Annotated in this window: 25 protein-coding genes; 9 read left to right on the top strand and 16 right to left on the bottom strand. The window is 62.0% G+C overall.

Going from position 1 to position 24,883, the window contains the following annotated elements:
- Nucleotides 1-67: 67 nt before the first annotated feature.
- The 9 genes from mdcH to mdcA form a co-directional block, all read right to left on the bottom strand.
- Nucleotides 68-1,006 (bottom strand): malonate decarboxylase subunit epsilon, encoded by a 939-nt coding sequence (gene mdcH / locus PanNE5_RS03405; protein ID WP_261939240.1) that lies wholly within the window; start codon nucleotides 1,004-1,006, stop codon nucleotides 68-70.
- Nucleotides 1,003-1,662: a malonate decarboxylase holo-ACP synthase gene (locus PanNE5_RS03400; RefSeq protein ID WP_261939239.1), complete on the bottom strand. Its 660-nt coding sequence runs from the start codon at nucleotides 1,660-1,662 to the stop codon at nucleotides 1,003-1,005. The genes mdcH and PanNE5_RS03400 overlap by 4 nt, the downstream gene beginning before the upstream one ends.
- The gene (madM, locus tag PanNE5_RS03395; RefSeq protein WP_026132280.1) at nucleotides 1,659-2,423 is read right to left on the bottom strand and encodes a malonate transporter subunit MadM; all 765 of its coding nucleotides are present in this window, start codon (nucleotides 2,421-2,423) and stop codon (nucleotides 1,659-1,661) included. Before madM ends, PanNE5_RS03400 begins: the two co-directional genes overlap by 4 nt.
- 13 nt (nucleotides 2,424-2,436) lie before the next feature.
- Entirely contained in the window at nucleotides 2,437-2,832 is a 396-nt protein-coding gene (gene madL / locus PanNE5_RS03390) for a malonate transporter subunit MadL (protein WP_017235504.1), read from the bottom strand.
- A gap of 179 nt (nucleotides 2,833-3,011) precedes the next feature.
- Entirely contained in the window at nucleotides 3,012-3,833 is an 822-nt protein-coding gene (mdcE, locus tag PanNE5_RS03385) for a biotin-independent malonate decarboxylase subunit gamma (protein ID WP_261939238.1), read from the bottom strand.
- The gene (locus PanNE5_RS03380) at nucleotides 3,830-4,687 is read right to left on the bottom strand and encodes a biotin-independent malonate decarboxylase subunit beta (RefSeq protein ID WP_261939237.1); all 858 of its coding nucleotides are present in this window, start codon (nucleotides 4,685-4,687) and stop codon (nucleotides 3,830-3,832) included. The genes mdcE and PanNE5_RS03380 overlap by 4 nt, the downstream gene beginning before the upstream one ends.
- 12 nt (nucleotides 4,688-4,699) lie before the next feature.
- Complete coding sequence (locus tag PanNE5_RS03375) at nucleotides 4,700-5,002, bottom strand: malonate decarboxylase subunit delta (RefSeq protein WP_261939236.1); 303 nt, start codon at nucleotides 5,000-5,002, stop codon at nucleotides 4,700-4,702.
- 11 nt (nucleotides 5,003-5,013) lie between these two features.
- Nucleotides 5,014-5,922: a triphosphoribosyl-dephospho-CoA synthase gene (locus tag PanNE5_RS03370; RefSeq protein WP_261939235.1), complete on the bottom strand. Its 909-nt coding sequence runs from the start codon at nucleotides 5,920-5,922 to the stop codon at nucleotides 5,014-5,016.
- Entirely contained in the window at nucleotides 5,922-7,583 is a 1,662-nt protein-coding gene (mdcA, locus tag PanNE5_RS03365; protein WP_261939234.1) for a malonate decarboxylase subunit alpha, read from the bottom strand. Before mdcA ends, PanNE5_RS03370 begins: the two co-directional genes overlap by 1 nt.
- Nucleotides 7,584-7,733: 150 nt before the next feature.
- On the opposite strand from mdcA, the gene PanNE5_RS03360 reads away from it, so the two are divergent.
- Nucleotides 7,734-8,636 (top strand): LysR substrate-binding domain-containing protein, encoded by a 903-nt coding sequence (locus tag PanNE5_RS03360; protein WP_261939233.1) that lies wholly within the window; start codon nucleotides 7,734-7,736, stop codon nucleotides 8,634-8,636.
- A gap of 187 nt (nucleotides 8,637-8,823) precedes the next feature.
- On the opposite strand, the gene PanNE5_RS03355 is transcribed toward PanNE5_RS03360, so the two are convergent.
- Both PanNE5_RS03355 and PanNE5_RS03350 read right to left on the bottom strand, forming a co-directional pair.
- Complete coding sequence (locus PanNE5_RS03355) at nucleotides 8,824-10,389, bottom strand: sulfatase-like hydrolase/transferase (protein WP_261939232.1); 1,566 nt, start codon at nucleotides 10,387-10,389, stop codon at nucleotides 8,824-8,826.
- Nucleotides 10,390-10,423: 34 nt separating this feature from the next.
- Nucleotides 10,424-11,764 carry an MFS transporter gene (locus tag PanNE5_RS03350; RefSeq protein ID WP_261939231.1) on the bottom strand — a complete coding sequence of 447 codons (1,341 nt, stop codon included), beginning with the start codon at nucleotides 11,762-11,764 and terminating at the stop codon, nucleotides 10,424-10,426.
- 189 nt (nucleotides 11,765-11,953) lie between these two features.
- On the opposite strand from PanNE5_RS03350, the gene PanNE5_RS03345 reads away from it, so the two are divergent.
- The 3 genes from PanNE5_RS03345 to PanNE5_RS03335 all read left to right on the top strand — a co-directional run bounded on the left by PanNE5_RS03345 (nucleotide 11,954) and on the right by PanNE5_RS03335 (nucleotide 14,948).
- Nucleotides 11,954-12,937 (top strand): LysR substrate-binding domain-containing protein, encoded by a 984-nt coding sequence (locus tag PanNE5_RS03345; RefSeq protein WP_261939230.1) that lies wholly within the window; start codon nucleotides 11,954-11,956, stop codon nucleotides 12,935-12,937.
- A 307-nt stretch (nucleotides 12,938-13,244) separates the two neighbouring features.
- Nucleotides 13,245-14,312 (top strand): DUF2971 domain-containing protein, encoded by a 1,068-nt coding sequence (locus tag PanNE5_RS03340; protein WP_261939229.1) that lies wholly within the window; start codon nucleotides 13,245-13,247, stop codon nucleotides 14,310-14,312.
- A 207-nt stretch (nucleotides 14,313-14,519) separates the two neighbouring features.
- Nucleotides 14,520-14,948 carry a GFA family protein gene (locus tag PanNE5_RS03335; protein ID WP_261939228.1) on the top strand — a complete coding sequence of 143 codons (429 nt, stop codon included), beginning with the start codon at nucleotides 14,520-14,522 and terminating at the stop codon, nucleotides 14,946-14,948.
- A 77-nt stretch (nucleotides 14,949-15,025) separates the two neighbouring features.
- Here the strand turns inward: PanNE5_RS03335 and PanNE5_RS03330 are convergent, their stop codons facing one another.
- Nucleotides 15,026-16,738, bottom strand: a complete 1,713-nt coding sequence (locus PanNE5_RS03330; RefSeq protein ID WP_261939227.1) for a SulP family inorganic anion transporter — start codon at nucleotides 16,736-16,738, stop codon at nucleotides 15,026-15,028.
- Nucleotides 16,739-17,024: 286 nt separating this feature from the next.
- Here PanNE5_RS03330 and PanNE5_RS03325 point away from each other — a divergent pair, with 286 nt between their 5' ends.
- On the top strand, nucleotides 17,025-17,630 hold the full coding sequence (locus PanNE5_RS03325) for a TetR/AcrR family transcriptional regulator (protein WP_261939226.1): 606 nt from the start codon (nucleotides 17,025-17,027) through the stop codon (nucleotides 17,628-17,630).
- A gap of 176 nt (nucleotides 17,631-17,806) precedes the next feature.
- Nucleotides 17,807-18,697: an alpha/beta fold hydrolase gene (locus PanNE5_RS03320; RefSeq protein WP_261939225.1), complete on the top strand. Its 891-nt coding sequence runs from the start codon at nucleotides 17,807-17,809 to the stop codon at nucleotides 18,695-18,697.
- A gap of 117 nt (nucleotides 18,698-18,814) precedes the next feature.
- On the opposite strand, the gene PanNE5_RS03315 is transcribed toward PanNE5_RS03320, so the two are convergent.
- The 3 genes from PanNE5_RS03315 to PanNE5_RS03305 form a co-directional block, all read right to left on the bottom strand.
- The gene (locus PanNE5_RS03315) at nucleotides 18,815-19,333 is read right to left on the bottom strand and encodes an SRPBCC domain-containing protein (protein ID WP_261939224.1); all 519 of its coding nucleotides are present in this window, start codon (nucleotides 19,331-19,333) and stop codon (nucleotides 18,815-18,817) included.
- Entirely contained in the window at nucleotides 19,323-19,667 is a 345-nt protein-coding gene (locus PanNE5_RS03310) for an ArsR/SmtB family transcription factor (RefSeq protein WP_017235523.1), read from the bottom strand. Before PanNE5_RS03310 ends, PanNE5_RS03315 begins: the two co-directional genes overlap by 11 nt.
- A gap of 572 nt (nucleotides 19,668-20,239) precedes the next feature.
- The gene (locus tag PanNE5_RS03305) at nucleotides 20,240-20,872 is read right to left on the bottom strand and encodes a TetR/AcrR family transcriptional regulator (protein ID WP_261939223.1); all 633 of its coding nucleotides are present in this window, start codon (nucleotides 20,870-20,872) and stop codon (nucleotides 20,240-20,242) included.
- 148 nt (nucleotides 20,873-21,020) lie between these two features.
- On the opposite strand from PanNE5_RS03305, the gene PanNE5_RS03300 reads away from it, so the two are divergent.
- The gene (locus tag PanNE5_RS03300) at nucleotides 21,021-21,914 is read left to right on the top strand and encodes an NAD(P)/FAD-dependent oxidoreductase (protein ID WP_261939222.1); all 894 of its coding nucleotides are present in this window, start codon (nucleotides 21,021-21,023) and stop codon (nucleotides 21,912-21,914) included.
- 96 nt (nucleotides 21,915-22,010) lie between these two features.
- Complete coding sequence (locus tag PanNE5_RS03295; protein WP_261939794.1) at nucleotides 22,011-22,874, top strand: class I SAM-dependent methyltransferase; 864 nt, start codon at nucleotides 22,011-22,013, stop codon at nucleotides 22,872-22,874.
- Between the two features lie 401 nt (nucleotides 22,875-23,275).
- Here the strand turns inward: PanNE5_RS03295 and PanNE5_RS03290 are convergent, their stop codons facing one another.
- The gene (locus tag PanNE5_RS03290; protein WP_261939221.1) at nucleotides 23,276-24,181 is read right to left on the bottom strand and encodes an NAD(P)/FAD-dependent oxidoreductase; all 906 of its coding nucleotides are present in this window, start codon (nucleotides 24,179-24,181) and stop codon (nucleotides 23,276-23,278) included.
- Between the two features lie 101 nt (nucleotides 24,182-24,282).
- Here PanNE5_RS03290 and PanNE5_RS03285 point away from each other — a divergent pair, with 101 nt between their 5' ends.
- Nucleotides 24,283-24,735, top strand: a complete 453-nt coding sequence (locus PanNE5_RS03285; protein WP_150562403.1) for an Rrf2 family transcriptional regulator — start codon at nucleotides 24,283-24,285, stop codon at nucleotides 24,733-24,735.
- Nucleotides 24,736-24,883: the final 148 nt, after the last annotated feature.

Below are 24,883 nucleotides of genomic sequence, written 5' to 3'. Positions count from 1 at the left end.
AGGGCACGTGTCGAACAACGATGCGTGTGCCCCGATGGCTGGGAATGCCAGAGAGCACGGTCCGCGATCAAGCGCGATCCGTACCCCGGTATCGAAGGAGGCGCGTGACGACGGAACTCACCTTTTCGTTGGCACTGTCGATGGCGCTGTCATTCCCGAATATCGGCCGTGTCAACCGGGTCAGAACGCCGCCCGTCGGCATTTCCACGGCGAGCCGTGCCCCGCGCTCATATGCGTGACGCGCGGTGTCATGCCAATTCACCTGACGGGCCATGTTCCAGGCGAGATCGTCTGCAATGTCGTCGGGACGAAAAAGCGCACGCGCCCGGGTGCAACTGACGTAGGTCATCGTTGGCCGTTGAAAGCGCACTTTCGCGGTGGCTTGCGCCAACGTGCTCGCCTGGGCCGTGAGCAACGCGCAATGCGACGGCACCGCCATTGCCAGTCGAGCCGCCTGTGCGGCACCGGCTTTCGACGCCAGCGCCTGTACACGATCCAGCGCGGCATCGTTGCCCGCCACCACGATCTGTTGCTCGGCATTCAGATTCGCGACGTAAGCGGGCGAGTCGTCGGTGTGAACTGCCTCCACAATGTCGGCCACCGCTGCCGCGGACAATCCGGTAATCACCGTCATGCCATAGCCGCGCGGATAGGCCGTCTCCATCAAGCGGCCTCGCAGGTGCACGAGACCCAGCGCATCCCTGAAATCCAGCGCCCCTGCCGCGACGGCTGCCGTCCAGGCACCGATCGAGTGGCCCGCCACAAGGTGCGGTGTGGCCCCTTGTGCGGCGAGCGCTCTTGTCATGGCGACCCCCGCGATCAGCAGACTCAACTGCACGGCGGTGGTCGAGCGAAGCGAATCTGTACTGCAAAGCGTCATCGGATCGATGCCAGTGGCATCGTGCGCTTCGGCCAGCGTTGATTGGACCTCGGGCGTGTCGGGCAATGCGCCCAGCATGCCGGGGCGCTGCCCCCCCTGACCGGGATAGGTGAACAAGATGCTCACGTCGCGTCTCCGACGTCGCCCCACGGATCCGCAACCAGTGTCGGACCTTGGTCGGTTTTCACCAGCACGCGAGGCGGCGAACGCAGCCATTCGCGAAGCGAGAACCCGCCGCGCCCGGTATCGACCTGGATATCGATGCGGCAGGTTCTGTCGCGCGCGATCCATGCGAGCGCGTCGCATTGCACGTCCGATGGTGGAAACGGCAGGCGAATGAGGACATCGAGATCGCTTTGTGGATGCAGGGCCGGCAAGCCGGTGGCCAGCGCAAAGCCGACGCCGCCGGTCGGTCCCCAATGCAATCCCAAGGCATTGAGGGCCGGGGCGAGATCACGAAGTGCTCTGAGGCACGGCAACGGTGTTGTGGGCTCGATCCTGGCGACGCGATCGAGCAGCGATTCCGGCGAGACGATGCGGCGCACCGATCGGCGCGGCACGTGCGCCGCGATGCGCTGGTCGCGGGACGTCCCACGCAACCCGACCGGTACGAGGTCGGGTTGCGCGAGCGGCGCCCTGCGCACGACGGCAGGCGTACCGCTTGCCAGTGCGTCAGCCACCCACCCCGGCACCGCCATCCCCTCCGGTAGCGCAACATCGTCACACCAGAGAAGATCGTGGGGCCGTAGCGATGGCCGTTGCGCAGCGCGGTCCAATGTCATTGCACAAGGGCCTTCGTCGCTAGAAACAGGACCGACGGTCCGAGCAGACATCCCAGGCCGGTATGGAACGTCGCGACGAGCGCGCCGTAGGGCACGAGTCGGCGATCCGTTGCGGCGAGTCCCGCCGACACACCGCTGACGGTCCCTGCCAGTCCTCCGAACACCATGGCGGCGCGGGGGTTGTCCAGCGCCAGCAGTCGGGCGGCAAACGGCGTGCCGACCATGACGATGATGGCCTTGATGAGCCCGGCGGCAATCGACAGCGCCATCACGTCGGAACTGGCACCGATCGCGGCGCCGGTCACCGGGCCGACGATGTAGGTCACGGCACCTGCGCCGATGGTGGTCATGCTCACGGCGTCGGTGTAGCCGAACGCATGGGCGAGCGATGCCCCGACGATGAAGGGCAGTACCGTGCCGAGCAGCAGGGACACAACGCCAATCAGACCGGCCTTGCGGGCTTCCGAGACCTGTACCTCGAACGCGGTGGCAACGATCGCGAAGTCGCGCAGCATCGCGCCGCCCATCAGTCCGATACCGCTGAACAGCGAGACGTCCGCAAGTCCTTTTTGTCCGCCCGAGGCGGCGCCGCCCCAATAGGCCAACACAAGGCCGATCATGATGGCGATGGCCGAACCGTGTACGCGCCCGAATGTCAGCCGTCGGGACACCCACATGGAGAGTCCCATGATGATGCCGACGAGGGCGAAGGCGGTGACCAATCCGTTGTGATGCAGAATTTTCTCGAACATGGATAGCATGACTGATCCTCCCTCAAGCGTTCTGTGCCGTCTCGGACAGCGGCGGAAGCGGCTGCGCGTTGCCCGTTCGGTTGATCAGCGCAATGGCGACGCCGCAGACCAGCACGGCACCCACGGCGGCAAGCAGCGCGACGGGACCGCCTCGCAAGGCGGTGACAACGTCTTGCTGAGCGGCCATGGCGACCACGACAGGGATATACATTGCGCCCCAGAAAGAAACCCCGGCTTCGGTCGCAGCAGGCATGAGGCCGCGCCGATGCAGATAGAGCCGAGCGAAGATCAATAGCAGCATGGCAATACCGACGCCGCCGACATTGGCTTTCACACCGATGGCCTGGCCGAGCAGGTCGCCAAGGAAGATGCCGGCGAGATGGCAAATCGCGAGCAGGGTCGTACCGTAAATAATCACAAGCTGTCTCCTGGTTGAAGCAATGACGAACTGTCTTTTCTGGTGTTATGGCAAGCGTCGAGTCGTCGGATTCAGGGGTGAAACGGGAATCGGATATCTGGGCCGACAATCGCTCTCCAGGCGCGCGGCGGTGAGTTTTGTGGATGGCCCGGCGCTCTCGCCGGGCGGTCGGGCGCGAACTACCAAAGTGCCTTCAGTCGTTCGCGTACCGTCGATGAGGCCTGTCGGGAAGGCGCGCCGAGTCGGCTGGAAAGACCGCGCGACGGATCTCTCTGGATGTCCGCGAGCGCTTGCGCCAGCACGCGCCGTACTTCACCGACGTCTTCCGGATCGGGCTGTTGGGCTGAACCGACCTTCAGCAGGCGCCACAGCAGCCCAAGCGACGCAAAGTTGGCGATGTCGTACGCCATCGGGGGAACGGCTTCGGCCAGCGCTTCGAGTTCGTCGACCGAACGCTGTGTAATGCGCGCGGCAGCCGCTTTCCCCATGGCGTGAACCATCACGCCCGCGTCGTCGAGCGCGATCAGACGATTCGCCTGATAACCATGCGCGAGAAACGCGCCGGACATCGCTCGCCCGACGATGAGCCCGATCACGGGGTGTCCGGCCACACGCGCCGCGGCATAGGCATCGGCCGCCGCCGCAAGCGCGAGATGAATGCCATAGGCTTCTTCGCGGCGTCCGTAAGCCTGGCTCGCCACGTCGACGATGGCGACGATGGCGGCTTTGCTCTCGCGGTCTCGGTCGCGTGCGATCACGTCCCGCACGGCGCGCGCCAGTTGCCATCCCTCGATCAATCCGACTTCGCCGTGTCGTGCGCGGGGAAAGCGATTGTTCTCGTCCGGAATCACGGCGATGTAGCGAGCGGGGGACTCGGCGAGCGAGGCATCCACGACCTGCAACGTGCTGCCGTAGTCATGGGTGACGGTGCGGTGCGCAGCGTCGCACGTCAAAGCGTGCATCCACACGGCGCCTCGCGAGGAGCGTTCGGAAAGGTTCATGAGGGGTCTCCTGCGCGGGGGACGGCATAAAGGACGCGCACGTCTTCGGGCGAAGGCTGATTCGTCACATCGACGTGCATCAGCCGCTCAAGGTAGTACTCGATTTGTTCGCTACGCTGCGGCTTCGGGGCGTCGGCCCGCAGCCATGCGAGCACCTGCGCGCGAATCGCTGCGGTGTCGTCGTCGAGGCAGGCGTCGACGAGGCCTGTCGCCTGGCGCTGTTCCCCGCCCGTCAGACCCCAGATGAACGGTCGATCGCGCGAGTCGTATTCCTCGACACCGGCCTCCTGCTCGATGACGGAGGGCCCATTCAACCCAAGCCGTGCTTCGCGTGTGACCAGCAGATAGCTGCACATGCCGGCGGCGATGCTCATGCCGCCAAAGCAGCCGACCACGCCGGCGGAGATGCCGATGACGGGCCCGAACGTTCTGAGTTCGTGGATGGCCGCGTGGATTTCCGCGATGGCGGCGAGGCCGAGATTGGCTTCCTGCAGACGCACGCCGCCCGTCTCGAAGACGATGACCGCGCGTGTCGGTATGCCTCGGCGGTTGTCTTCGACGGCAAGCTCAAGGGCCCCCGCGATTTTCGCGCCGGAGACTTCCCCCATGCTTCCGCCCTGGAAGGCGCCCTCGATGGCGAGAACGACTGCCGGTTGCGAATCGAGCGTGCCACGGGCGACGACCACACCGTCGTCCGCTTGCGCAACGATGCCTTGCCGGGGCAGCCAGGGCGAGGACAATCGTTCGAACGGATCCAGAAGCTCGCGGAACGTGCCGGGGTCGAGCAGGGCGAGGGCGCGACGGCGCGCGTCGCGTTCGATGAAGCTGTCTCGTTGTATCGGAGTATTCGTCATCTCGATGAGCCCTTACTGGGGAGATTCGAGGGCTTCGCGCGCTTGCTCGAGGCGAAGGCGAACGACGGCCGGCGTAGCGCCGAAATCGTTGATTTCCACGTTCAGCGCCGGCCAGGTATGCGATGCGAAGATGCGCTCGAGTTGCGCTTGCCAGATCGCGGACAGGCCATTGACCGAAGTCGTGAGTTCGACGTGGATCTGCCCCGGCTCGCCCGGAGACAGCAGGACCTCCAGGTCGCCCGACCCGACGACACCGACGCAGGCTCTGCCCGCACTGGGTGCGCCGCCGGAGAAATGAAATTGAAGCGTTTCCATGGACGTGCTTCCTAAAGACTCAGAAACGGTGATTCGTTAAGCCGCGACGACGACCCCTTTGCGGAAAGCCGGTCGAGGAACAGGGCGGCGGCCAGCATGTCGGCGGCACCGCCTGGCGAGATGTGTCGGGCCAGCATGTCGGACTCGAGTTTTCGAAATTTGCGTCGGCCGTCGGCCGTCGACAAGCCACCGGCCGCGCGAACGGCGCTCGCGCCGGCCTGCATCGCGTGCAGCGCATCGGGGCCACCCCGAGCGAGGACGCACGTATCGTCGAGCGTGACCATCACCGCGAGCAGGGCGTCGATACGGGCATGGTCCTCGCGCATGCCTGCCGCGCGGGCTCGCCTGAGTGCGGGCAGCGCGACTTTCGTTACGTGCGGAAAGCCTGCCCATGCCTGACCTCGCGCACCGCCCACGCCATAGTCGAGGCACGCGCGCTCGCCTTTATGTCCGGTGGCACATGGCGCAAAGCGGTCGGGCAGGCGCGCGAGCGTTGCGGCGCGACGCGCGACGGCATGGGCGCTCAGTGCGTTGGGCGCTTGCGCTGCGGCCGTGATCAGAAGGCCCAGTGCCCAGATGGCCCCGCGGTGGGTGTTCACGCCGCCAGTCGCCGCGAGCATTGCCGTTTCCCCCAGGCGCCCGAGACGGCCGATCTGCTCGCGCAGGCGCATTGGGTTTTCGATCAACACACCGGCCTTGGCCATGGCCTCGAACGTCGGCCGCAAGACATTGGCCGACTGCACCATCAAGCCCCATGTGAGGTCGTGATGTGCGCCGCATCCGCGAACATCGACGAGGCCCGGCTTGGGAGAGAGCGTCACTTCGTCGATCAGCGCGGACTCGACGAGCGTGGCGAGTTTCGTTGCGATCGCGATCGGCTGGGACGGCGACTCGATCCGTCGAATGAGGGTCTTGTCCATTACCAGCTCCGAAAGCGCGCGGGCGGGTCGTAGAGTCCCCCCGACCATTCCACCAGCTCGCCGATGCTCTTGGCGGCGAGCAACTCGCGGCTCGCGTCCGTGCGACGAATGCCAAGATCCTCCGGCAAGGCGATGAGGCCGTCGCTGCGCATCTTGGCCGTATTGGCCGGGTCGTGCTTCAGGCCGATCGCGGTGACGCCGGCCACTGCAGAGATCATGGCGCGCCGCTCTTCCAGCGAGCGTGCCTTGTAGAGGTAGGCAATGCCATCTTCAGTGAGCAGGTGGGTCACGTCGTCGCCATAGATCATCACGGGGGCGAGTGGCATGCCGCTTTGTTTGGCGACAGCAACGGCGTCCAGCGTTTCGACGAACGTCGGCTTGCCGCCTTCCTGGAATGTCTCCACCATCTGAACGACCAGCTTCTTGCCGCGTTCGAGCAGGGTGTCCGGCTGCGTCATGTCGAGCCAGGCAGGCGTGGCGTGACGGCGTCCGCGCGGGTCGTGCCCCATGTTCGGTGCACCGCCGAAGCCGGCCAACCGACCACGCGTCACCGTGGACGAGTGTCCGTCGCCGTCGACTTGCAGCGTGGCACCGATAAACAGATCGACCGCGTACTGACCGGCCAGTTGACAGAGCATGCGATTGGAGCGCAGCGAGCCGTCGCGACCGGTGAAGAAAACATCGGGACGCGCGGCCACATAGCGCTCCATGCCAAGCTCGGTGCCGAAGCAATGCACGCTTTCGACCCATCCCGATTCGATGGCGGGGATCAGGGTCGGGTGGGGGTTGAGCGTCCAGTTCCGGCAGATCTTGCCTTTCAGTCCGAGGCGCTCGCCGTAGGTCGGCAGAATGAGTTCGATGGCCGCGGTGTTGAAGCCGATGCCGTGGTTGAGTGACTGAACGTTGTGCCGCTCGTAGATGCCGCGAATGGCCATCATCGCCATCAGGACGTGCACGGGTTTGACCAGGCGGGGATCGCGCGTGAACAGCGGCTCGATGAAGAAGGGCTTGTCGGCCACGACGACGAAATCGACCCACGACGCCGGAATGTCGACGCGCGGCAGGTCGGTCACGTCGTCGACGATCTCGTTGACCTGAACGATCACGATGCCGTCGGAGAATGCCGCGGGTTCCACGAGCGCCGGTGTGTCTTCGGTGCTGGGGCCGGTGTAGATGTTGCCGGCGCGGTCGGCCTTGAAGCCCGCCACGAGGGCGACGTTCGGGATCAAGTCCACGACAAGCCGCGCGTAAAGCTCGATGTAGGTGTGGATCGCGCCGACCTCCAACTGTCCGTCGGCGAGCAACTGACTGATGCGCAGGCTCTGCGGCCCGGCAAAGGAGAAATCCAGCTTCCGGGCGATGCCGACTTCAAAGAGATCGAGGTGTTCTGCGCGACCCACGCTGGGCATGATCATGTGCAGGTCGTGCACGATGTCCGGATCGACTTGCACCAGTGAGCGCGAGAGGAAATCCGCCTGCTTCTGATTGTTGCCTTCGAGCACCACGCGGTCGCCCGGTGCGATCAGCGCTTGCAGGGCCGCCACGATGTCGCCGGTCTCGATCACCTTGCCATGGGCGATCCTGCGGGCGGCCGCGAGGCGGCGCGCCTTTTCGTCGCGCCGGCGACGCCATTTCGCCGGGATTGTGGGCATCTCTTGCATGTCGGAGGCTCCGGCCATTGAGTCGTCAGTAGCCTCTAACCTATGCGTCAAAACCACTCGTTTCAATCAACTTAGGTGTCGGTTCATTAGCTTTAGGGTAATAATTGGGCGGTTCGAAGCAAACGTACCGAAACGAAGTGAGGCGCGAGCATGGCAATTGACGACGGCATCACCCTGAAGAAGCTGGAAGTGTTTCAGGCGTTCATGGCGCTGGGGAATATGGCCCGGGTATCGGAAGTGCTGGGTCAGAGCACGGTGAGCGTGCACCGTGCGCTCCACTCGCTGGAGGCTGGGCTCCGGTGTCCGTTGTTCAAGAAGGACGGTCGAAAGCTGATTCCGTTGGCGACGGCGTATGTGTTCTCCGAGCATGCGGCGCGGATGCTGAGCGAGTGCGAGACCGGTGTGCAGCGCACGCGCGAGGCGGCCGGATTCACGTCGACGCGACTCAAGATCGGCGGCCTGTATTCGATGACGGTCGGGACGATTCCGCGATTGCTGGTCGGGTTGAAAATGCGCCGACCTGCGTTGGATATCGATCTCACGCTCGGGTCCAATCGCGATCTGATGTCCAAACTGGACGACGGTCTGTTGGACGCGATTGTCATTGCCCTCGGCGCACCGCCGAAGAGTCCGGACCTATTGGTCATCCCCATGTTCGAGGACGACATTCTCTTCGCGGCGCCGCTGGGCTCGCCGTATGCGAAAGAGACGGCCATCGACCTCAGGGCCGTGCGTCATGAGAAGTTCGTGTCGCTCGGCGACGAATTCGCGACGTATCACGATTTCAAATCGGCCTTTGATCTCGCGGGATTCGCGCCGGACATTGCGATGCAGGTGGGCGACATCTTTTCGCTGATCAATCTCGTGAGCGGCGGCATAGGGTACGCGTTGCTGCCGCGACGCGTTGCGGATTTCAGTCCGAAGGTGCAGTTGATTCCGCTCACGGAACGCTATGCGCGCAGCCAGAATATCGTGTTGGTGCTTCCGAAAAACCGCGAGCGCGATCCGAATCTGCTCGCCCTGAGCGCGGAGTGTCGCATGCTCAGGGCGTAGGTGTCAGGATGCCGCTCGATGTATTGGTGCGGCTGAAGGCATTCGATCATGCCGTACTGGATCGACGATGCGCCGCCGCACACCGCAAGCGCCTCCGGTCGGCCGGACAAACCCGATGCGCTCGATGGGCCCTACGAATGCATTCTGTGCGTCTATTGGTCGAGCGACTGTCTGTCGTTTCGGTTGCTCACCACACCCCGTAGAACACCCCGGCCTTCTTGTACTGATGCGTGCCGCGTTCGACGTCGTCATGCGTCACGGTGGTGCGATTGCGCAGGCCGAGGGACCAGGTCAGCAGGCGCTCGCGCATGGCTTGTCGCACGTTGTCAAACGCCGGGTCGGTACCGAGGTCGACGAATTCGTCGGGATCGTTGGACAGATCAAAAAGCTGCGGCGCGAATCCGTCCCAGTGAATGTATTTCCATGCGTCGGTGCGCACCATCCAGCCGCGGCATGCGTCGGGGCGGCGGCCGAGGATCTGGCGTGCCTGCCGATAGGCGTAGTCAAGCTCGGAGAAGACGGCATCTCGCCAGGGCGTTTGCGCTGCGTCGTTTCGCGTCAGCGCAAGCAGCGAGCGACCTTCGACGCGGTGATCGGGAACAGGCATGCCGAGCGCGTCCAGCACTGTCGGCACGGTGTCGATGGCCTCGACGAAGCGTGCGTCGCTGTGGCCGCGCGTGGCGTCGGCCTCGGGGGACGGATCGTAGACGATATACGGCACGCGCTGCACGGTGTCGTAGAACAATTCCTTCTCGCCTAGCCAGTGGTCGCCGAGGAAGTCGCCGTGGTCGGCGGTGAAAACGATGAGTGTGTCCTTCCACCGTCCGAGCCTGTCCAGGGTTTCCCACAGTCGTCCGAGATGATCGTCGAGCTGGCTTATCAGACCCTGATAAGCGGGCCGCACCTTGGCGATGACCTCGTCGCGCATGAAATTGGCGCATTCCTCCTGCTGGAAGTACGCACCCGTTACCGGATGTGGCGCCTCGCGCTCACGCTCGGCGCGCCGCACGGGCAGACATTGTTCGAGGGTGTATTTGTTGTGGTACGGCGCTGGGGCCATATACGGCCAGTGTGGCTTGACATACGACAGGTGCATCGCCCATGGCGCATCGCCCTGGCGCTCGATGAAACGGATGGCTTGGTCGGTGGTATAGGCCGTTTCGGAGTCGGCTTCGCGCACACGCGCGGGCAGGTGCGCATTGCGCATGTGCCAGCCGCTGACGATGCGGCCCTGCGCATCTTCGGCCGAGATCACAAAGTCTGACCACGGATCGTCGCTTGCGTAGCCTTGTCGGCGAAGGTATTCCGCGTAGCCGCCGGCGGGTTCTGCGTGGTGCCCGTCGTAGCGGTCGACTAGCGTGAAATGCCCCTCGCGCAGCAGCGCGCCGAGCGCATTGCCGCCATCCAGATGCAGGCGCTTCAGACCGTGGTTGTCCGGCATCATGTGCGTCTTGCCGACCAGCGCCAGCTTCATGTCGCGCGCGGAAAGATATTCCCCTAGCGTGATTTCGTCGATCGACAATGGCACACGGTTCCACGTCGCGCCATGGCTGGCGACGTAGCGCCCTGTGTAGAACGACATTCGCGACGGACCACACACCCCCGACTGTACGAACGCGCGCTCGAACTTCACACCGCGTCGGGCGAGACCGTCGATGTTGGGCGTGGCCAGATACGGATGCCCGTAGCACGACAGGTGATCCGCCCGTAGCTGGTCACACATCACGAAAAGCACGTTGCGGATCGACGACATCGTAGGTATCCGAATTGAATTTAAGAGATGACGTTCAGCGCGACGTCGTGCCATTGCTGGTGCCGAATGGCACACTGGTTGTGCGGCGTGCCAGGTCGGGCATCGGCCACAACGCGACAAGACCGACAACCATGGCCGTTGTCACGAAGTAGGCCGGCATCATCTTGTCGCCGGTTGCGCTGATGAGCCAGGTGACGAGAAACGGCGAGAAGCCGCCGAACAGCGTGGTGGCCAAGTTGTAGGAAATCGAAAGACCGGTGGCCCGTACCTGTGCGGGGAACAATTCGGCAAGCGCCGTCGACGCCGGGCCCAGTGCGGCTGCCATCAGCACCGCGAACACGACCTCCACCTCAAGCAGTCGCGGCAAGCTCGGCCCAGCGACGAGCCAAAGGAACAGGGGATAGATGGTCAGCACGTACAGCGCCATTGAGGCGCCCATCACCGGTTTGCGCCCGACGTGGTCAGACAGCAGCCCAAACAGCGGAATCAGGATCATGCGCAGCGTGCCGGTGACCATCAGCACGATGAACGGTGCGGACACTGGCAGCTTCAGTTGGGTCACCGCGTAGACTGGCAGGTACACATTCAGCACGTATTGAGCAACAGAGCTTGCCACGACCAGCCCGAATGCGATCCACAGTGCGGCCTGGTGCTCGCGCCAGACCGTCGTGAGTGTCGAGGCGGCCTTGCCGACCGTGGCGGCGCGTGCGCCTTCGTCGGCGTCTTCATACGCCGGCACCACTTCGTGCAGCCGGGTGCGGATGTAGAACCCGACGGGACCGATCAGCATGCCGAACAGGAACGGCACACGCCAACCCCACGCATCGAGTGTGCTCTGGCTCAGCCCGCGCGTGACCAGGGCGCCCATCAGCGCGGCCGTCACGGCAGCGACGAACTGGCCGAAGTTTTGCCAGCTTCCGTAGAAGCCGCGCCGGTGAGGCGGCGCGTACTCGATCAGCATCGCCGTGGCGCTGCCGAACTCGCCCCCGGCCGACAGGCCTTGCAGCAGTCGTGCCAGCACCACGATGATCGGCGCGGCGATGCCGATCGTCGCGTATCCGGGAGTGAGCGCCATCATGGCCGAGGACACCGTCATCAGCAGGATCACCAGCGACAGCGCAGCCTTGCGCCCGGCACGGTCGGCGTAGATGCCCAGCAGGATGCCGCCGATCGGCCGCATCAGGAACGCGCTGCCGAAGGTTGCCGTGGTCAGCAGCATCGATACGGTCGGGTTCGACGACGGGAAGAACTGCCGCGCGATGATCACCGACAGGAAGCCGAAGACGATGAAGTCGTACCACTCGAATGCGTTACCGATGGTGGCGGCGACGATCGCCCGGCGGTTGGCGCGGGGTAGGGCGGGCGTGGTTGGCATGGCGAAATCCTCCTGGCGGCGGCCGGGCTCCGGGGCGGGCGGCTGCCATGTCTCGTGTTTGTGTTGTTGTGGCCGCCACTAGGGCGCTCAGGGCTGTCCGTGTGGCAAGCCATCACGATTGTGTGGATTTACTTCGTTACCGTCCAATGAGATATTGCCTCCAAATCATAAATTTAAGGTTATGAATCGATGGCTTCCGCAACCTCCGGCGCATCGCCTGGCGTGTCGCTCGAACGTAGTGTTATTGACGGGTATTTTTCGCGCCAGTTGAAACTGCGGCACCTGCAGTTGCTCGTGGCACTCGCCGATCGCCAGACGGTCGGCAAGGTCGCCGAGGCACTGCACGTGACGCAGCCGGCCGTCTCGAAGATGCTCAACGAGATGGAGAAAGGTATTGGTGTGCCGCTGTTCGAGCGTGATGGACGCCGTATCCGGCCCACGGCTTACGGCGAGTGCCTGATCCGCCATGCGCGCGAACTATTGCTGCACGCCCAGCGTGCGAGTGAGGAGTTGCACGCGATGACCAGCGGCATTGGCGGCCGCGTCGAGGTGGGCGTGCTGTCGGTGGCCGCGCCGATTCTGATACCGGCGGCCGTGGCGCTGTTCAAGCAGCGTTCGCCGACGGCTACGGTGTGCCTGCACGAAGGCACGCTGGATCAACTCTTGCCGGCGCTGCGCGTGGGTCAACTCGATATGATCGTTGGGCGACTCGCGCGGGGACTGTCCGCGCCGGAATTCACCAGCGAGCCGTTGTTCGACGACCCGACGGTCATCGTGGTGGCGCGCACGCACCCGCTGGCATCTCGTAAGCGCATCAAGTGGGCCGACTTGGCAGGGTTGGCGTGGATCGTGCCGAGTGCCGGTGCGCCCATGTACCGGCATCTGCTGTCGGTACTGGAGTCGCACGGCGTGGGTACGCCGATCAACACCATCGAGTCGGTGGTGATCGACGCCAACGTGGGCATGCTGCAGTCGTACCCCGTGCTGGGTCTGCTGCCGCGCTCGCTGGCTCGGCATCACGAGGAGGGCGGTGTGTTGAAGATTTTGCCACTGAGCCTCGGTGCCGCGCTCGGCCCGGTCAGCACCACATGGCGAGCCGATGCCGACGACACCCCAGCCACCGCGCTGTTTCGTGCCTGTCTTAGTGATGCGGCGAAGGTGGTGCGGATTTAGGGGGGCGTGTGCTGTGGCGACCGTGAGGGAGCTGGAGACGGTCTCGATCCAGATGGTGGATGCAGGTTGCAGGGTTGCATCGACTAGCGGAGAAACCTGAATTTCCCCGCCGCAGTGGTGGGAACGACCGGTTGAATCCACAGAGAGAATCGGGCGCCTGGGCGTCCGACTGACGGCGTCCATGACTGAGGTTTCCTGGCCGGTAACCGTTGTCAGTCCATCGGCGGTTTTCGACCCGTTGCTGCCGGTCAGACAGGCGTTCGCTCAGCGGCCGCTTTTTGTTGTTTGGTAGCCCGGCGTGCCAATCGTGACCACTCGCTACGGCGGAAACGATTCGCTGAGGGTCCGTCGAAATGATGGTGTGGCACCATATGGCTTCGTCCCAATGCAAGAGCGCACGCCTACATCGGCAACTATGACTGAAACGACCTATCGCGCAGGCTTCCTCAATGCATTCTGGTGGGGTGCCGATGAGAAGAATATTTCCGCTATCCGCCGCGTGAACGCTCGGTATCCTTTCTTGTTTCCAATGCCCTGTCCGCCCAAAATCTATCACTACACTTCAGTCGATGGCTTGCTTGGGATCGTTAAAGATCGTGGCTTCTACATGACACACCATGGCTTTCTTAATGATGCTGTGGAAATTTCACACGGAAGAGATCTGACACTACACACGCTCGAAGGTCTCGCCCATAAAAATCGCTTCTTATTAATGAAGGATATTCTCGGTAGAGCATGCGAAAAGATCAAGCAAGCCGAAGCACACGAATTCTACGTTACCTGCTTTACATTGGAGGCAGATAGTCTTGAGCAATGGCGTGCCTATGGTGGGGCCGGGGGAGTGAATATTGAGATTTCAATGCCGTATGGGGGGCTCCTTGGAGTAGGACCTAGAACACTGCTTTTTCCCGTTCTATACGATGATCTGAGCAAGGTCCGTGTGATTATATGGCTTGCACGAAAATATCTCCGAGAGCTGGAGCAGGATTATCTATTCTATCGAGATAAGGTGCCACCAGATTTTGCTGAAGAATACGCGACACATTTTTCGAACGAGATAATGCACCGCATTCCAACGTTCAAGCACAATGCTTTCCGCTCAGAGAATGAAATCAGGCTTGTAGCTTCTGGCGAGAAGATGCCCATTCACAACCGAGTCCGGGGGCGAATAATAGTGCCGTATTTGAAGTCAAGCGAATGGGGGATGTATCCGGCCGCCACTGAGATAGAAGTGCCCTCGCTTAATATAACGAAGATAGTAGTCGGCCCACAACCCGATCGAGAATTATTGGCGAAGTCTGTCGAAAGTTTCATGCGCAGATGTGGCTATCAAAATACTGAAATCGTCTACTCATCTGCGCCCTACCGGAATTAGACGACCATACAAGTCCAACCAGTATTTGCGACGGGTACAGCGTGGGTCATTGATGCTCGAATGGCCGATTGCTAAGGTCGAAGCGTCACTCGAGCGGCAGTATGAGAGGGCCGGCCAGTGACTGGAGCTGGCCGGCAGGGGACAGCCTGCCGTGCTCAAAGACAGCATTCGACTATATATACTTCCGACGCACAACTCGGAGCCGATATGACCGAACCAAATTCCCTGCGGTGCCTGTGTGGCACCGTCAATATTCAGTTAAAAGGCCAACCGGAAGCAAGAGCGAACTGTCATTGCCAGTCCTGCCGGGATTTCTACGGGACTTCAATGTTGTCGGCAACTGCATGGCTACCCGAGCAAGTCGCGGTGGTCAGCGGTAGCCTCTCGAAATTTGCACACCCGACAAGGCAACTGTCGCGCGCCTTTTGCCCCCATTGCGGCGAAACAGTGTTTGGTACCAACCGTCTCGGCATGTTAGTCATTCCCAACAGCGTTGTTGCTCGGGCGGCGGGCGGTGAGTTGCCCGAACCAATGCGGGCGACGATGCATCTGTTCTATCGGCATAGGATCATCGACGTGGATGACAAACTGCCGAAGTACCTCGATGGATGGGACGGACCGACTTACGTTGGTTAGTCAGGCTGAGTACGTCGACACACAAACGAGCGAAGGACTACTCCTGGTTGAATCCACAAACTTCTCCGCCGTTATCGTCAGCCCTTCTGGTCCATTTCACCCGCAATCGACTGCACGCATTTATCGACGCTCAACTCCCATAGCGCGCTACGCGGCAGCGTCTCGTCGGAGGCTCGCTCAAGCACCGCAAGCGCGCGCGGTTTGAGCCGCACCAGGAGCAGCCGCTGCCCACGCGACGTCAATTCGGCGGAGAAGATGCGCAGTGCTTCGATCACTGAACTATCGACATCGGGTGTTTCTTCGAGACTCAGCATTACCGTCTGCACCGGCGTCGACTGCCCCCGCAGCATTAAACGCACCTGACTGAGCACGCGTTCGGCATTGGCAAAGAAGAGGGGTACCTCTGGCCGCACGATCGTGATGCCGGGGATGGGGGTTGCATCCGTGTGTGCGGAGATGTCGACGAAATCGTGGCTATCTCTCAGGCGCCCGAGCACCGAGACTGCCGGCTCAGACAAGTTACGCAGTGTTAGCAGAAGGCTCACCCCAATGGCGACCAGCAAGCCGTGAAGTATGCCAAACACGAGCACAGCCAGCAGCGCCGCTATCACGACCAGTCTGTCACGTTGCCACGTCCAGTATGGCTTGAACACGTCCGGGTGCAGTGAGTGACTGACGGCATAAATGACGATCGCAGCAAGCACCGGTTCGGGCGTGCGAGACAACTGCGGTAACAGCATCAGCACGATCAGCGCAATGACCGCTGCGGCAAATATCCCCGCGAAGCGGGTCTGCGCGCCGGCGGCTTCGTTGGCGGAAGTCGCCGAGTAGCCTGCACCCACCGGCATCCCGTGCAGTAATCCGGAGACAAGATTTGCGCAGCCGAGCGCCATGAGGTCCCGGTTAGCCGACACGACATCGCCATGCTTTAGCGCGAAGCTGCGGATCGACCCGTACGATTCCGCGTACAGAATCAGCATCAGCGCAAACGCGAGTTCCGCGGTTTGCAGCCACTGTGAGCGGTCGAACCGTGGCAGGCCGACCGTCATATCGTGAAAATCGATCGCGCCAACGGTGCCAATGCCATGTGCATGCCAGTCGATCCGGTACCCCAACGCGATGCCGAGCACAATCACCGCCAGCGTCGCCGGCATGCGGGCACTTCGGCCCAGCCCGAAAAGGATGGCCAGCGCAGCCGCCCCCAGCGCCACGCTATAGAAATTCCAACTGGGCGCTTGATACGCGAGATCGAAAGCGATTCGCAGCGTATCGGTGTAATGCGAGTGCACGCCGAGTATGGCCGGCAGTTGCTTGATGGCAATCGTCAGCGCCAGGCCGAACGCAAAACCGCGCAAGACCGGCTTCGAGACAAAGTCCGACATGGCGCCCAAACGCGACGCGCCGGCCAGCAGAAAAAGAATGCCAGTCGCCGCGACGAGGGCGGCGGCGTAGGCGAGCTGCGCACCGATGCCCCCGTCGCCGGCCCCCACCGTGGCGGCAAGCACGGCTGCGGATGAGGATGTTCCCGATACGATCGCGAATCGGCTACTGCCCGTTAGCCCATAGACGACAAGCCCGGTGAGCAGCGCAATCAGGCCCGCCTGCGGTGGCAGTCCAGCGATACCCGCGTAGGCAATGGCCTCAGGCAGCAAGAGTCCTGCTATCGAAACGCCGGCCAGTACGTCACGCCCAATACGAACCCGTCGCGGGGGAGGTGGCTCGACCGAACTCGTATAGGTGGATGGCTTCTGAAGCTGTACGGCGGCGGCATGGCCGGTATCGATAGTCATATCGAGGGGCGTTATCGAATATACGGCGGTTGATAACCGTCAAGGCGTCACACGCTGACGAGCCATTATCGCCGGATTTGTTCGGAACGAGATTCCTCGAGTTCGTTATGGCACTCGCAAGTTGAGTTTTGCCGGCGGCATGCGTCCGTTGTCCAGGCGAATTCGACGCGATAGGCGTTCCGCATGCCCATCCTGCCGGGCCTCGAGATAGTCTGTCTGCCGGCCGATTGACAACGTGAGAAAGAGAATTTAGGATGTGATCGTTTCCTAAATAAGTGCGATAAAGATGATCCAGGCTGCTGCAAGCCGGCCCCGGGGGCGGCCGAGAGAATTCGACGAAGAGCGAGTGCTCAGTCGCGCCATCGCGCTATTCAGTGCTTCGGGATATTCGGCCACAGGAATTAGCGATCTCCAGCAGGCTACCGGCCTGACGGCCGGCAGCCTTTACAAGGCGTATCTGGACAAGGAAGGGATCTTTGCCAAAGCGCTCGAGCGTTATATCGCCCGGCGCGAGGCGGAGGTCAGCGCCATGATAAAAGGCGCGGAGAACGCACGCGCCAGCATCGCATCGCTGCTTGGCCTATATGCCCGGCTTAGCCAAGGAAAGGAGGGCAAACTCGGCTGTCTGCTGGTGGCGGGCATCGCCGAGCTGCCTCAATTCTCTCGGGTCGGCGATGCGTTGCGGGGCCAGCTTGCGCAGCGTCGAGATCTATTGGCCAGACTGGTGGCCCAAGGGCAGGCCGACGGCTCGATCACTACCGCAAGCGATCCCGCGACCGTGGCAGATGTGTTGCTTGCACTGTTGCAGGGCATGCGCGTGCTCGGAAAAGCCGGTGCATTTAGCGACGATGCGGACGCATTTGTTGCCCTAGCACTCAAAGTCCTGGAGTGACCATGAACCGCCAAATTTTTTGCGCTCGTGCCGGTCGGACTCACCTCCGGTCGCGGCTTACCGCGTAGCGAAGGCAGCACCGACCCTTCCATCTGTTCATACACCGGCAGCGTATGCGGCGTGGTCGCACTGACTGCGATGACCGTCGCGCTGCGCTATTCGAAAAGGACTCCGTCATGATACATGGCGTACTGCCGGCCGCCCCCGCCGGTTTTGAACATCGATTTGCTACCGTGAATGGTCTGCGTTTCCACTATGTCGACGGTGGCGCGAAGGCAGAACGCACCGTCGTCCTCATCGCCGGCTTTCCCGAGAGTTGGTACGCGTGGCGTAAGGTGATGCCGTTGCTTGGCAACGACTTTCGTGTCGTCGCCATCGACTTGCCGGGCCAAGGCGATAGTGATCGACCGCTCGACGGCTATGACACGCAAACCGTCGCACAACGTGTGCACGAACTTGTGAATCATCTCGGCATCAAGCGATACAGTATCGCCGCGCACGACGTCGGCGCATGGGTTGCGTTTCCATACGCGCACCTATTCAGCGAGGAAGTCGAGGCGCTGGCGCTAATGGATGCGGGCATTCCAGGCATCACCCTGCCGGACATGCTGCCGTCGTCTTCCAATCTGTCGTGGAAGACCTGGCATTTCTCCTTTCACGCGGTCCCGGACCTTCCGGAGATTCTTCTTGCCGGTCGGGAAAGAGCCTATCTCGAGTGGTTCTTCTGGAGCAAGGCGGCCAATCCGGCATGTTACGGCGAGGACGAAATTGCCGAGTATCTGAGGACCTACTGCGCGCCTGGCGGAATGCGCGCGGGGCTCGCATTCTATCGCGCCGCGGCGCTTTCGGTCGAACAGAACCGTGCGCTGTCTCACGACCGGAAGCTCAAGATGCCGGTACTCGGCCTCAGTGCAGACCAGGGGTCGATCCCGGATATGTCGGCTGCACTCCGCCCATTCGCAGATGAGGTGTGCGGGGAGACCATCGTGAATTGCGGACACTTTCAGCCAGAGGAACAGCCTGAGGCCGTAGCGCACGCCTTGGCGAGGTTTTTTGCTTCAGTTTGAATGACGGATGATCTGCCGCTCGTCGGCAATGGGTGGCGTTGATCGCCATGTCGACGTCTGGCCAAGCGCGGAAAGTGATGGATTTCTCCGCTGCAGGCCAGGGGCTTGCGGTAGTCCTTATGCACGCGCTTCTGACGGTACGATGGTGAGCAGCAGCTCGTCGAGTCGTTCGAGAGTGGCAGCCAGACCGTCTTTCAATCCCATCTCGATAGCTTTTTGCACATCTGCCGGCGAGTTGTAGAGCACAACGGTGGTCACAAGGGTCCGTTCCTTCGCATCGGCGAAAGCGACGTCCCAGCGTGCCCTCGGCAGGCTCGGATTCACGACGCCCGATTCATCACAAAAACCGTCGAGCGCTACGTAGCCATCGATCGGATTGATTGCCTGGTAGTCCAGACGGTTCCAGAATGATTCCCCGTCAGGCGTCGTCATGGCGTAGTGCCAATAGCCGCCTTCCTTGAACTCCATGTGCTTTGTCCGGGTGGTGAGCGGCTTGGGCGCGAACCATTGATCGAGCAATTCGCGCTTTGTATGGCAATCCCACACCAGTTGGCGTCCTGCTGCGAATTCCCGCTTCACCGTGATGCTGCTTTTTTCCATATCGACGACGAAATCAAATCGAAGGTCAGCTTTCATTGTCTTGTCCTTGGAGTTTTTCTAACAGGTTGTCGAGGTTGTCGTACCTGCTTGCCCAGATCGCGCGCTGCTCGGCAAACCACCGTTCGGCGGCCGCCAGATTCTGGCGATCGAGCATGCACGTGCGAGTTCTGCCGGTCTTGCTCGAGTGAATCAACCCGGTGTCTTCCAGTACCCGCACATGCTTCATGAACGACGGCAGAGCCATGTCGAAGGGTTCTGCCAACTCGCTCACCGTCGCGGGCCCCACGCCGAGCCGTTGAATAACTGCTCTGCGCGTAGGGTCTGCCAGTGCGTGAAAGACCGAGTTCAGCGCAATTCCATAGTTATCCATTTGGCTAACTATACGCGAGCTTATCGGGAGGTGCAATAGCAAGTCTTTGGGGCATGTTGGGCGCGCGTCCGAGGTGTCGGGCGATCTCGCCTACGATGCGTAGGTCGTTGGCTTCTGTCTTTTGGGGAAAGCCGGCGCATATTCGCCGACGTCTTGACGCGGCTCGCGCATGAAGACCCGTTGATACGGAAACGATAAGCGCACGCCAAGTCACGCGACTGCACCGGTGCCAACCGATTGAAACAATCAAGCGATCAGAATGCGTTGTCGAATGGCCGGTGGCGGACGCAAAGTCGTCGTTTGACTTGTTGCCGACAGGAGCCACGTCCGATGCGCTTCCTGGCCGATTGCGTCCTATCACAAGCATCTGCTTGCGACCCTTCTCTGTCGTTCCGCTCAGGCCGCAGTAGCGACCGCTATCGTGTGTAAAGAGGGCTCTGCCCGCCTACTTGCCTGCCCGCGCGCGGCTTTTCGCTAATGCAATGAGCCTGGCCCATCAGGCTCGTCAACGCATCATAAATAGATTGCTCGGCGCGAACGGCGTGTACTTCATCGACCGTGATAGCGCACCCTCAGATGCCACCGTGCGCGGCGATAAACATGGCGACGGCCGACCGGCAATAGGATTCGATTTCGTTGTCGTCCTCTGCTCTCGCCTCATCGAAGCGTGCGATCAGCAGGAGATCGGCCCCTTTGAAAAGCGCGGCAAACAAGCGGGCGGACAGGTGCGCATCGGGTACGTTCAGCATCCCCTTCTCGTGCAACTGACGCAACACGGCCTCGATGTGGGCGATGACATGGGCAGGCCCGGCCTCGTAGTGGAGCTTGCTTAACGCCTTTTGATTCGTCTTGTCGGCCAAGACCATGGCCTCGACACTGCGGACGTCCGGGCTCAACAGCGTGCGAAGCAGGGATGATCCCATCGCCATGAGCTGATCTTCGGCTGAACCGTCGACGCCGTCAGAAAGGGCCTGCGGTGCAAACTCATCGCAGCGGGCCACCATGGCCGCGCTGAACAGCGCCTCCTTGTTCTCGAAGTGCCGATAGATGCTGAGCTTGGATATCTTCGCCCGCTGCGCGACCTTGTCCATGGTCGTCGCTTGAAAACCCAATCCCACAAAGAGTTCGCAGGCCGCGTCGACGATCGTTTGGCGAAGTGCCTCGTTGGCGGGCCGGCCGCGCCGGCTCTGGCTATTTTCGGTCACGATAATTATGGTACTTGACAGTATTGAAATATGTTAATACGATACCGTATAGTATCGCAATGTGCAAGCCAAGGGCAGGTTTCAACCGGTTGTCCAGATCAGGCGTCCCCGGGGCCCACCCCTCATTCACAACACGGAGCCCATCACCATGAATGACGTCATCATCATAGGCGGCAGCTTTGCCGGCCTCGCCGCCGCCCTGCAGCTTGGCCGTGCCCGCCGCAAGGTCACCGTTCTCGATACCGGCCGGCCGCGTAACCGCTTTGCCGGCCACTCACATGGCCTGCTCGGCCACGATCACAAACCGCCGCTGGACATCCTGGTCGAGGCGCGGCAGCAACTGGTGCGCTATCCAACGATCAGCTTCGTCAATGCCCGGGCCGAAAGCGTGTCTGGCGCCATCGACGATTTCTGTGTCGTCACTGACGATCACGAAAGCCTGAGGGCGCGCCGCCTGATCCTGAGCTATGGCGTCGCCGACCAGATGCCTGATGTTCCGGGCTTCGCCGAAAGCTGGGGCACGTCCATCGTGCCCTGCCCCTATTGCGACGGCTTTGAAGTCGCCGGCCAGCATTGGGGCCTCGTCTGGTCCAGCCCGCAGTCGTACCAATCTGCCAAGCTGTTCCGCGATTGGACTGACAAGTTGACTGTCTTCACCGATGGTCATGACATTGCGCCCGATATCGAGGCCGATCTGGCGCGCCGCAACATACCTCTCGTCGATGGACGGATCGTCGAGATCGCCCACCAGAAGGGCCATATCACCACCGTCAATCTCGATACTGGTCGCAATGTCGCGATCGAAATCCTGTTCGCCAATCCGCGCAACAAGCCGTCCACAAGCCTGCATGAATCACTGGGCCTCGCCACGGTCGATACGCCCACCGGCATCGTACTCAAGGTCGACGAGCGCCGCCAAACCAGCATGCCCGGCATCTACGCCGCTGGCGACCTCGCCACGCCCTTCTTGCCATCGGTCACCCAGGCATCCTCGCAGGGCGCATTGGCGGGCATCTTCGCCCAGCAGTCGATGGTGGTTTGAGAGCACAGATTCCCTTCTCCCATTGCGTCGTCGCCTTCGAAAAGGTTGGCGTAGATCGGCGCAGTGAAGAGCGGATCGTCGAGTCGAGGAGATGACATGGCAAAGCAAAGTGCTGATCAGGTGGGTGACTGGAATGGTCGAAGCGGTGAGCGCTGGGTCGCCAACCAGGCCCGGCTCGACGCTCTGGTGGCAGTGTTTGGCCAGGCTGCGATAGAAGCCGCCGCGCCCGCGACGGGTGAGCGCGCGCTGGACATCGGTTGCGGCGCGGGCGCATCGAGTCTGGCTCTGGCCGCCCGCGTTGGCGCGGGGGGCCAAGTGCTGGGCGTGGACATATCCGAGCCGCTGATCGAGCGAGCGCGCGCGCTTGCGCGCCACGATACGCCGGCCCTGTTTCAGGTGGCCGACGCCAGCAGCGCAGAGCTGCCCGAAGGCGCGTTCGACATCCTGTTCTCGCGTTTCGGCGTGATGTTCTTCGACGATCCGACAGCGGCGTTCGCCCACATGCGACGCGCACTCCGGCCTGGCGGGCGGGTCGCTTTTGTCTGCTGGCGCGGGGCGGCCGAGAACGACTGGATGCGCCTGCCGGTGGGCGCGCTCAAGGGCATTCTCCCGCCGAGCGCGCTGCCCGATCCCGAAGCGCCCGGCCCGTTTTCGTTCGGCGACCGAGCGCGCGTGGCGCGCATCCTGACGGCGGCCGGCTTCACCGATATCGCTATCATGCCCTTCGACGCGTCCGTCCCATTCGGTGAGGGCGAAACGCGGGACGCTGCGATCGACGTCGCGGTGAAGATGACGCTCGAGGTCGGCCCGCTGTCGCGTGTGCTCGCTGATCAGCCCGACGACCTCCGCGCCCGCGCCGCGGCCGCAGTTCGTGCCGCCTTCGAGAGCCTCCCCGGTGAGCGGTCGGTGATGATCAACGGCGCGGCGTGGGTCGTCAATGCACGCAATCCCGCACGTTGACAGGTTACGTCGACCAATGTGTCAGAACCGGCAATTCCTCGTGTCTCGGGGAGGGGCTACCTTGAGCGCCGAACGACCGAAACGCGGCGCTGATTAGCCATTGAGGGCAAAAAGAGTAGTGGCGCTTGATGGCCGCTTGCCGTCGCTCATGACGGTCGGTTTCCGACCCATCCGAGTCACTCGACGCACGGCTGGTTGAACGGCGAATCCCGACCGTGAAGCGGCCGTTCGGCTTCCGGCCTCAATCGCCTTTACCTGCTCGTGGGAAGAACCAAGGCGCAGGAATGATCGATCGGACCGCCCCGTGGCCACCTCGGACGAATGCGAGCCTCGCGGATAGTCGTTTGATGCACTCGACGCGTTAGAGCCCGCTGCCAGGGCGCGGCCACTTCCACGATCGATTACAAGCCCAAAATGAGCGAGCGATGTGCCGCAACGCCCGCTGCAACGCCGGCGGCCGAGGCGAACGTCGCGTTGGACCATGCGCTCGCCGCATCGCCCGCTGCAAACACTCCCGGAACGGTGGTCTGCTTCCAGCCGTCCACGCGGATAACGGGACCTATCGGACCTTCGTCGAACTCGCATCCGAGCTGCTTTGCGAGCGGACTTGCCATCTGGGTGCGCGGCCCCACAAACAGTGCATCGATGTCGATGGCGCGGCCGTCGGCGAGACGCAACCCTGTCATGTTGGGTGCGTCGCCAAGCACTTCCACGACTGGCGCCCGTTCGATCCGCACATTGCGGGCTTCGAGCAACGCAGTCTCTTCGGGCGATGGCTCGACTATGCCTTGCGTAAACCAGGTTGTCGGTCCCCAGTCGGGAACGAGCATCGCCTGATGAATCGATAGTGAATGCGTTGCCAGGACGCCGAGCCGTTTGTCCGCGACTTCGTAACCGTGACAATACGGACAATGCAGCGCGCTGATACCCCACCGTTCATCCAGGCCGGGGAGAGAGGGCAGTTCGTCTCGAACGCCCGTCGCAAGGATCAATCGATCCGCGCTTGCGGTGCTCCCACTGCTTTGCGTGACGATGAAGCAATCATCAACACGCTCCGCCGTGCGTGCTTCGCCTGTCGCGACGTGCGCCGTCGGATACGCCGAGAGTTGCGCCGTCGCCTCATCGATGATCTCGCCGGGCGCCTTGCCATCCTGCCCGAGAAAACCATGAGCGTGTGATGCGAATCGATTGCGTGGCTTTCTACTATCGAGCACAAGCACACGCCGTCGCGCGCGCGCCAGCTGCATTGCGGCTGAAAGACCGGCGAAGCTGCCGCCGATCACGATGACGTCGTAGTGCTCGTCCATACGTTCCCTCTCCAGATCATCACGCAACATTGTGAGTTGCATGATAACGCCATGTTAAACTCTTATGCAACTTGAAAAGTTTCTTGAGATGAGTGCCCACGATGAAGACCGATAGCCGCATGTCTCGCGTCTTGCACGCGTTGATTCACATGAAGCATGCGGAGGGTCCGCTCACCTCCGAAGCGCTCGGTGAAATGCTGTGCACGAACGCCGTCGTCGTGAGACGTTTGTTCAGCGGTCTGCGCGATATTGGATACGTCACTTCGGAGAAAGGGCACGGAGGCGGTTGGGTGCTGGCCGAACCCCTCGAAAACATCACGCTACTGGACGTCTACCGTGCGGTCGGTGAACCTTCGCTTTTCTCGCATCTTGTTTCGGAGGATCATCCGGAATGTCTTGTCGAACAAGCTGTGAATGCCCATCTTTCGGCGACGCTTCTCGAAGCCGAGGCTGTCCTGCTAAAAAAATTCGAGAAGGTCACCATTGCGATGCTTGCAGGAGAAGTTGAAACTTCGGCGTTGCGGTCGAAATCGTCTCGCGTAGGGAATAAATAGCAGTCGCCGTATGCGGCCCGTCCGGTTCGGCGATGCACACGTAGGCGATTGGCAGGGTTGGGATGCGAACCCGCCGTCTAAATGGCAGTTTTGCGGGACGGGCTAGTGACTGCCGCTGGCCGCTCGCCGTCGCTCATGACGGTCGGTT

It is taken from the genome of Pandoraea sp. NE5, from assembly GCF_024363545.1.
In the GTDB taxonomy this organism is placed as follows: Bacteria; Pseudomonadota; Gammaproteobacteria; order Burkholderiales; family Burkholderiaceae; genus Pandoraea; species Pandoraea cepalis.
The sequence above is the reverse complement of the archived record's forward strand: the minus strand, read 5'-3'. Positions and strand labels throughout refer to the sequence as shown.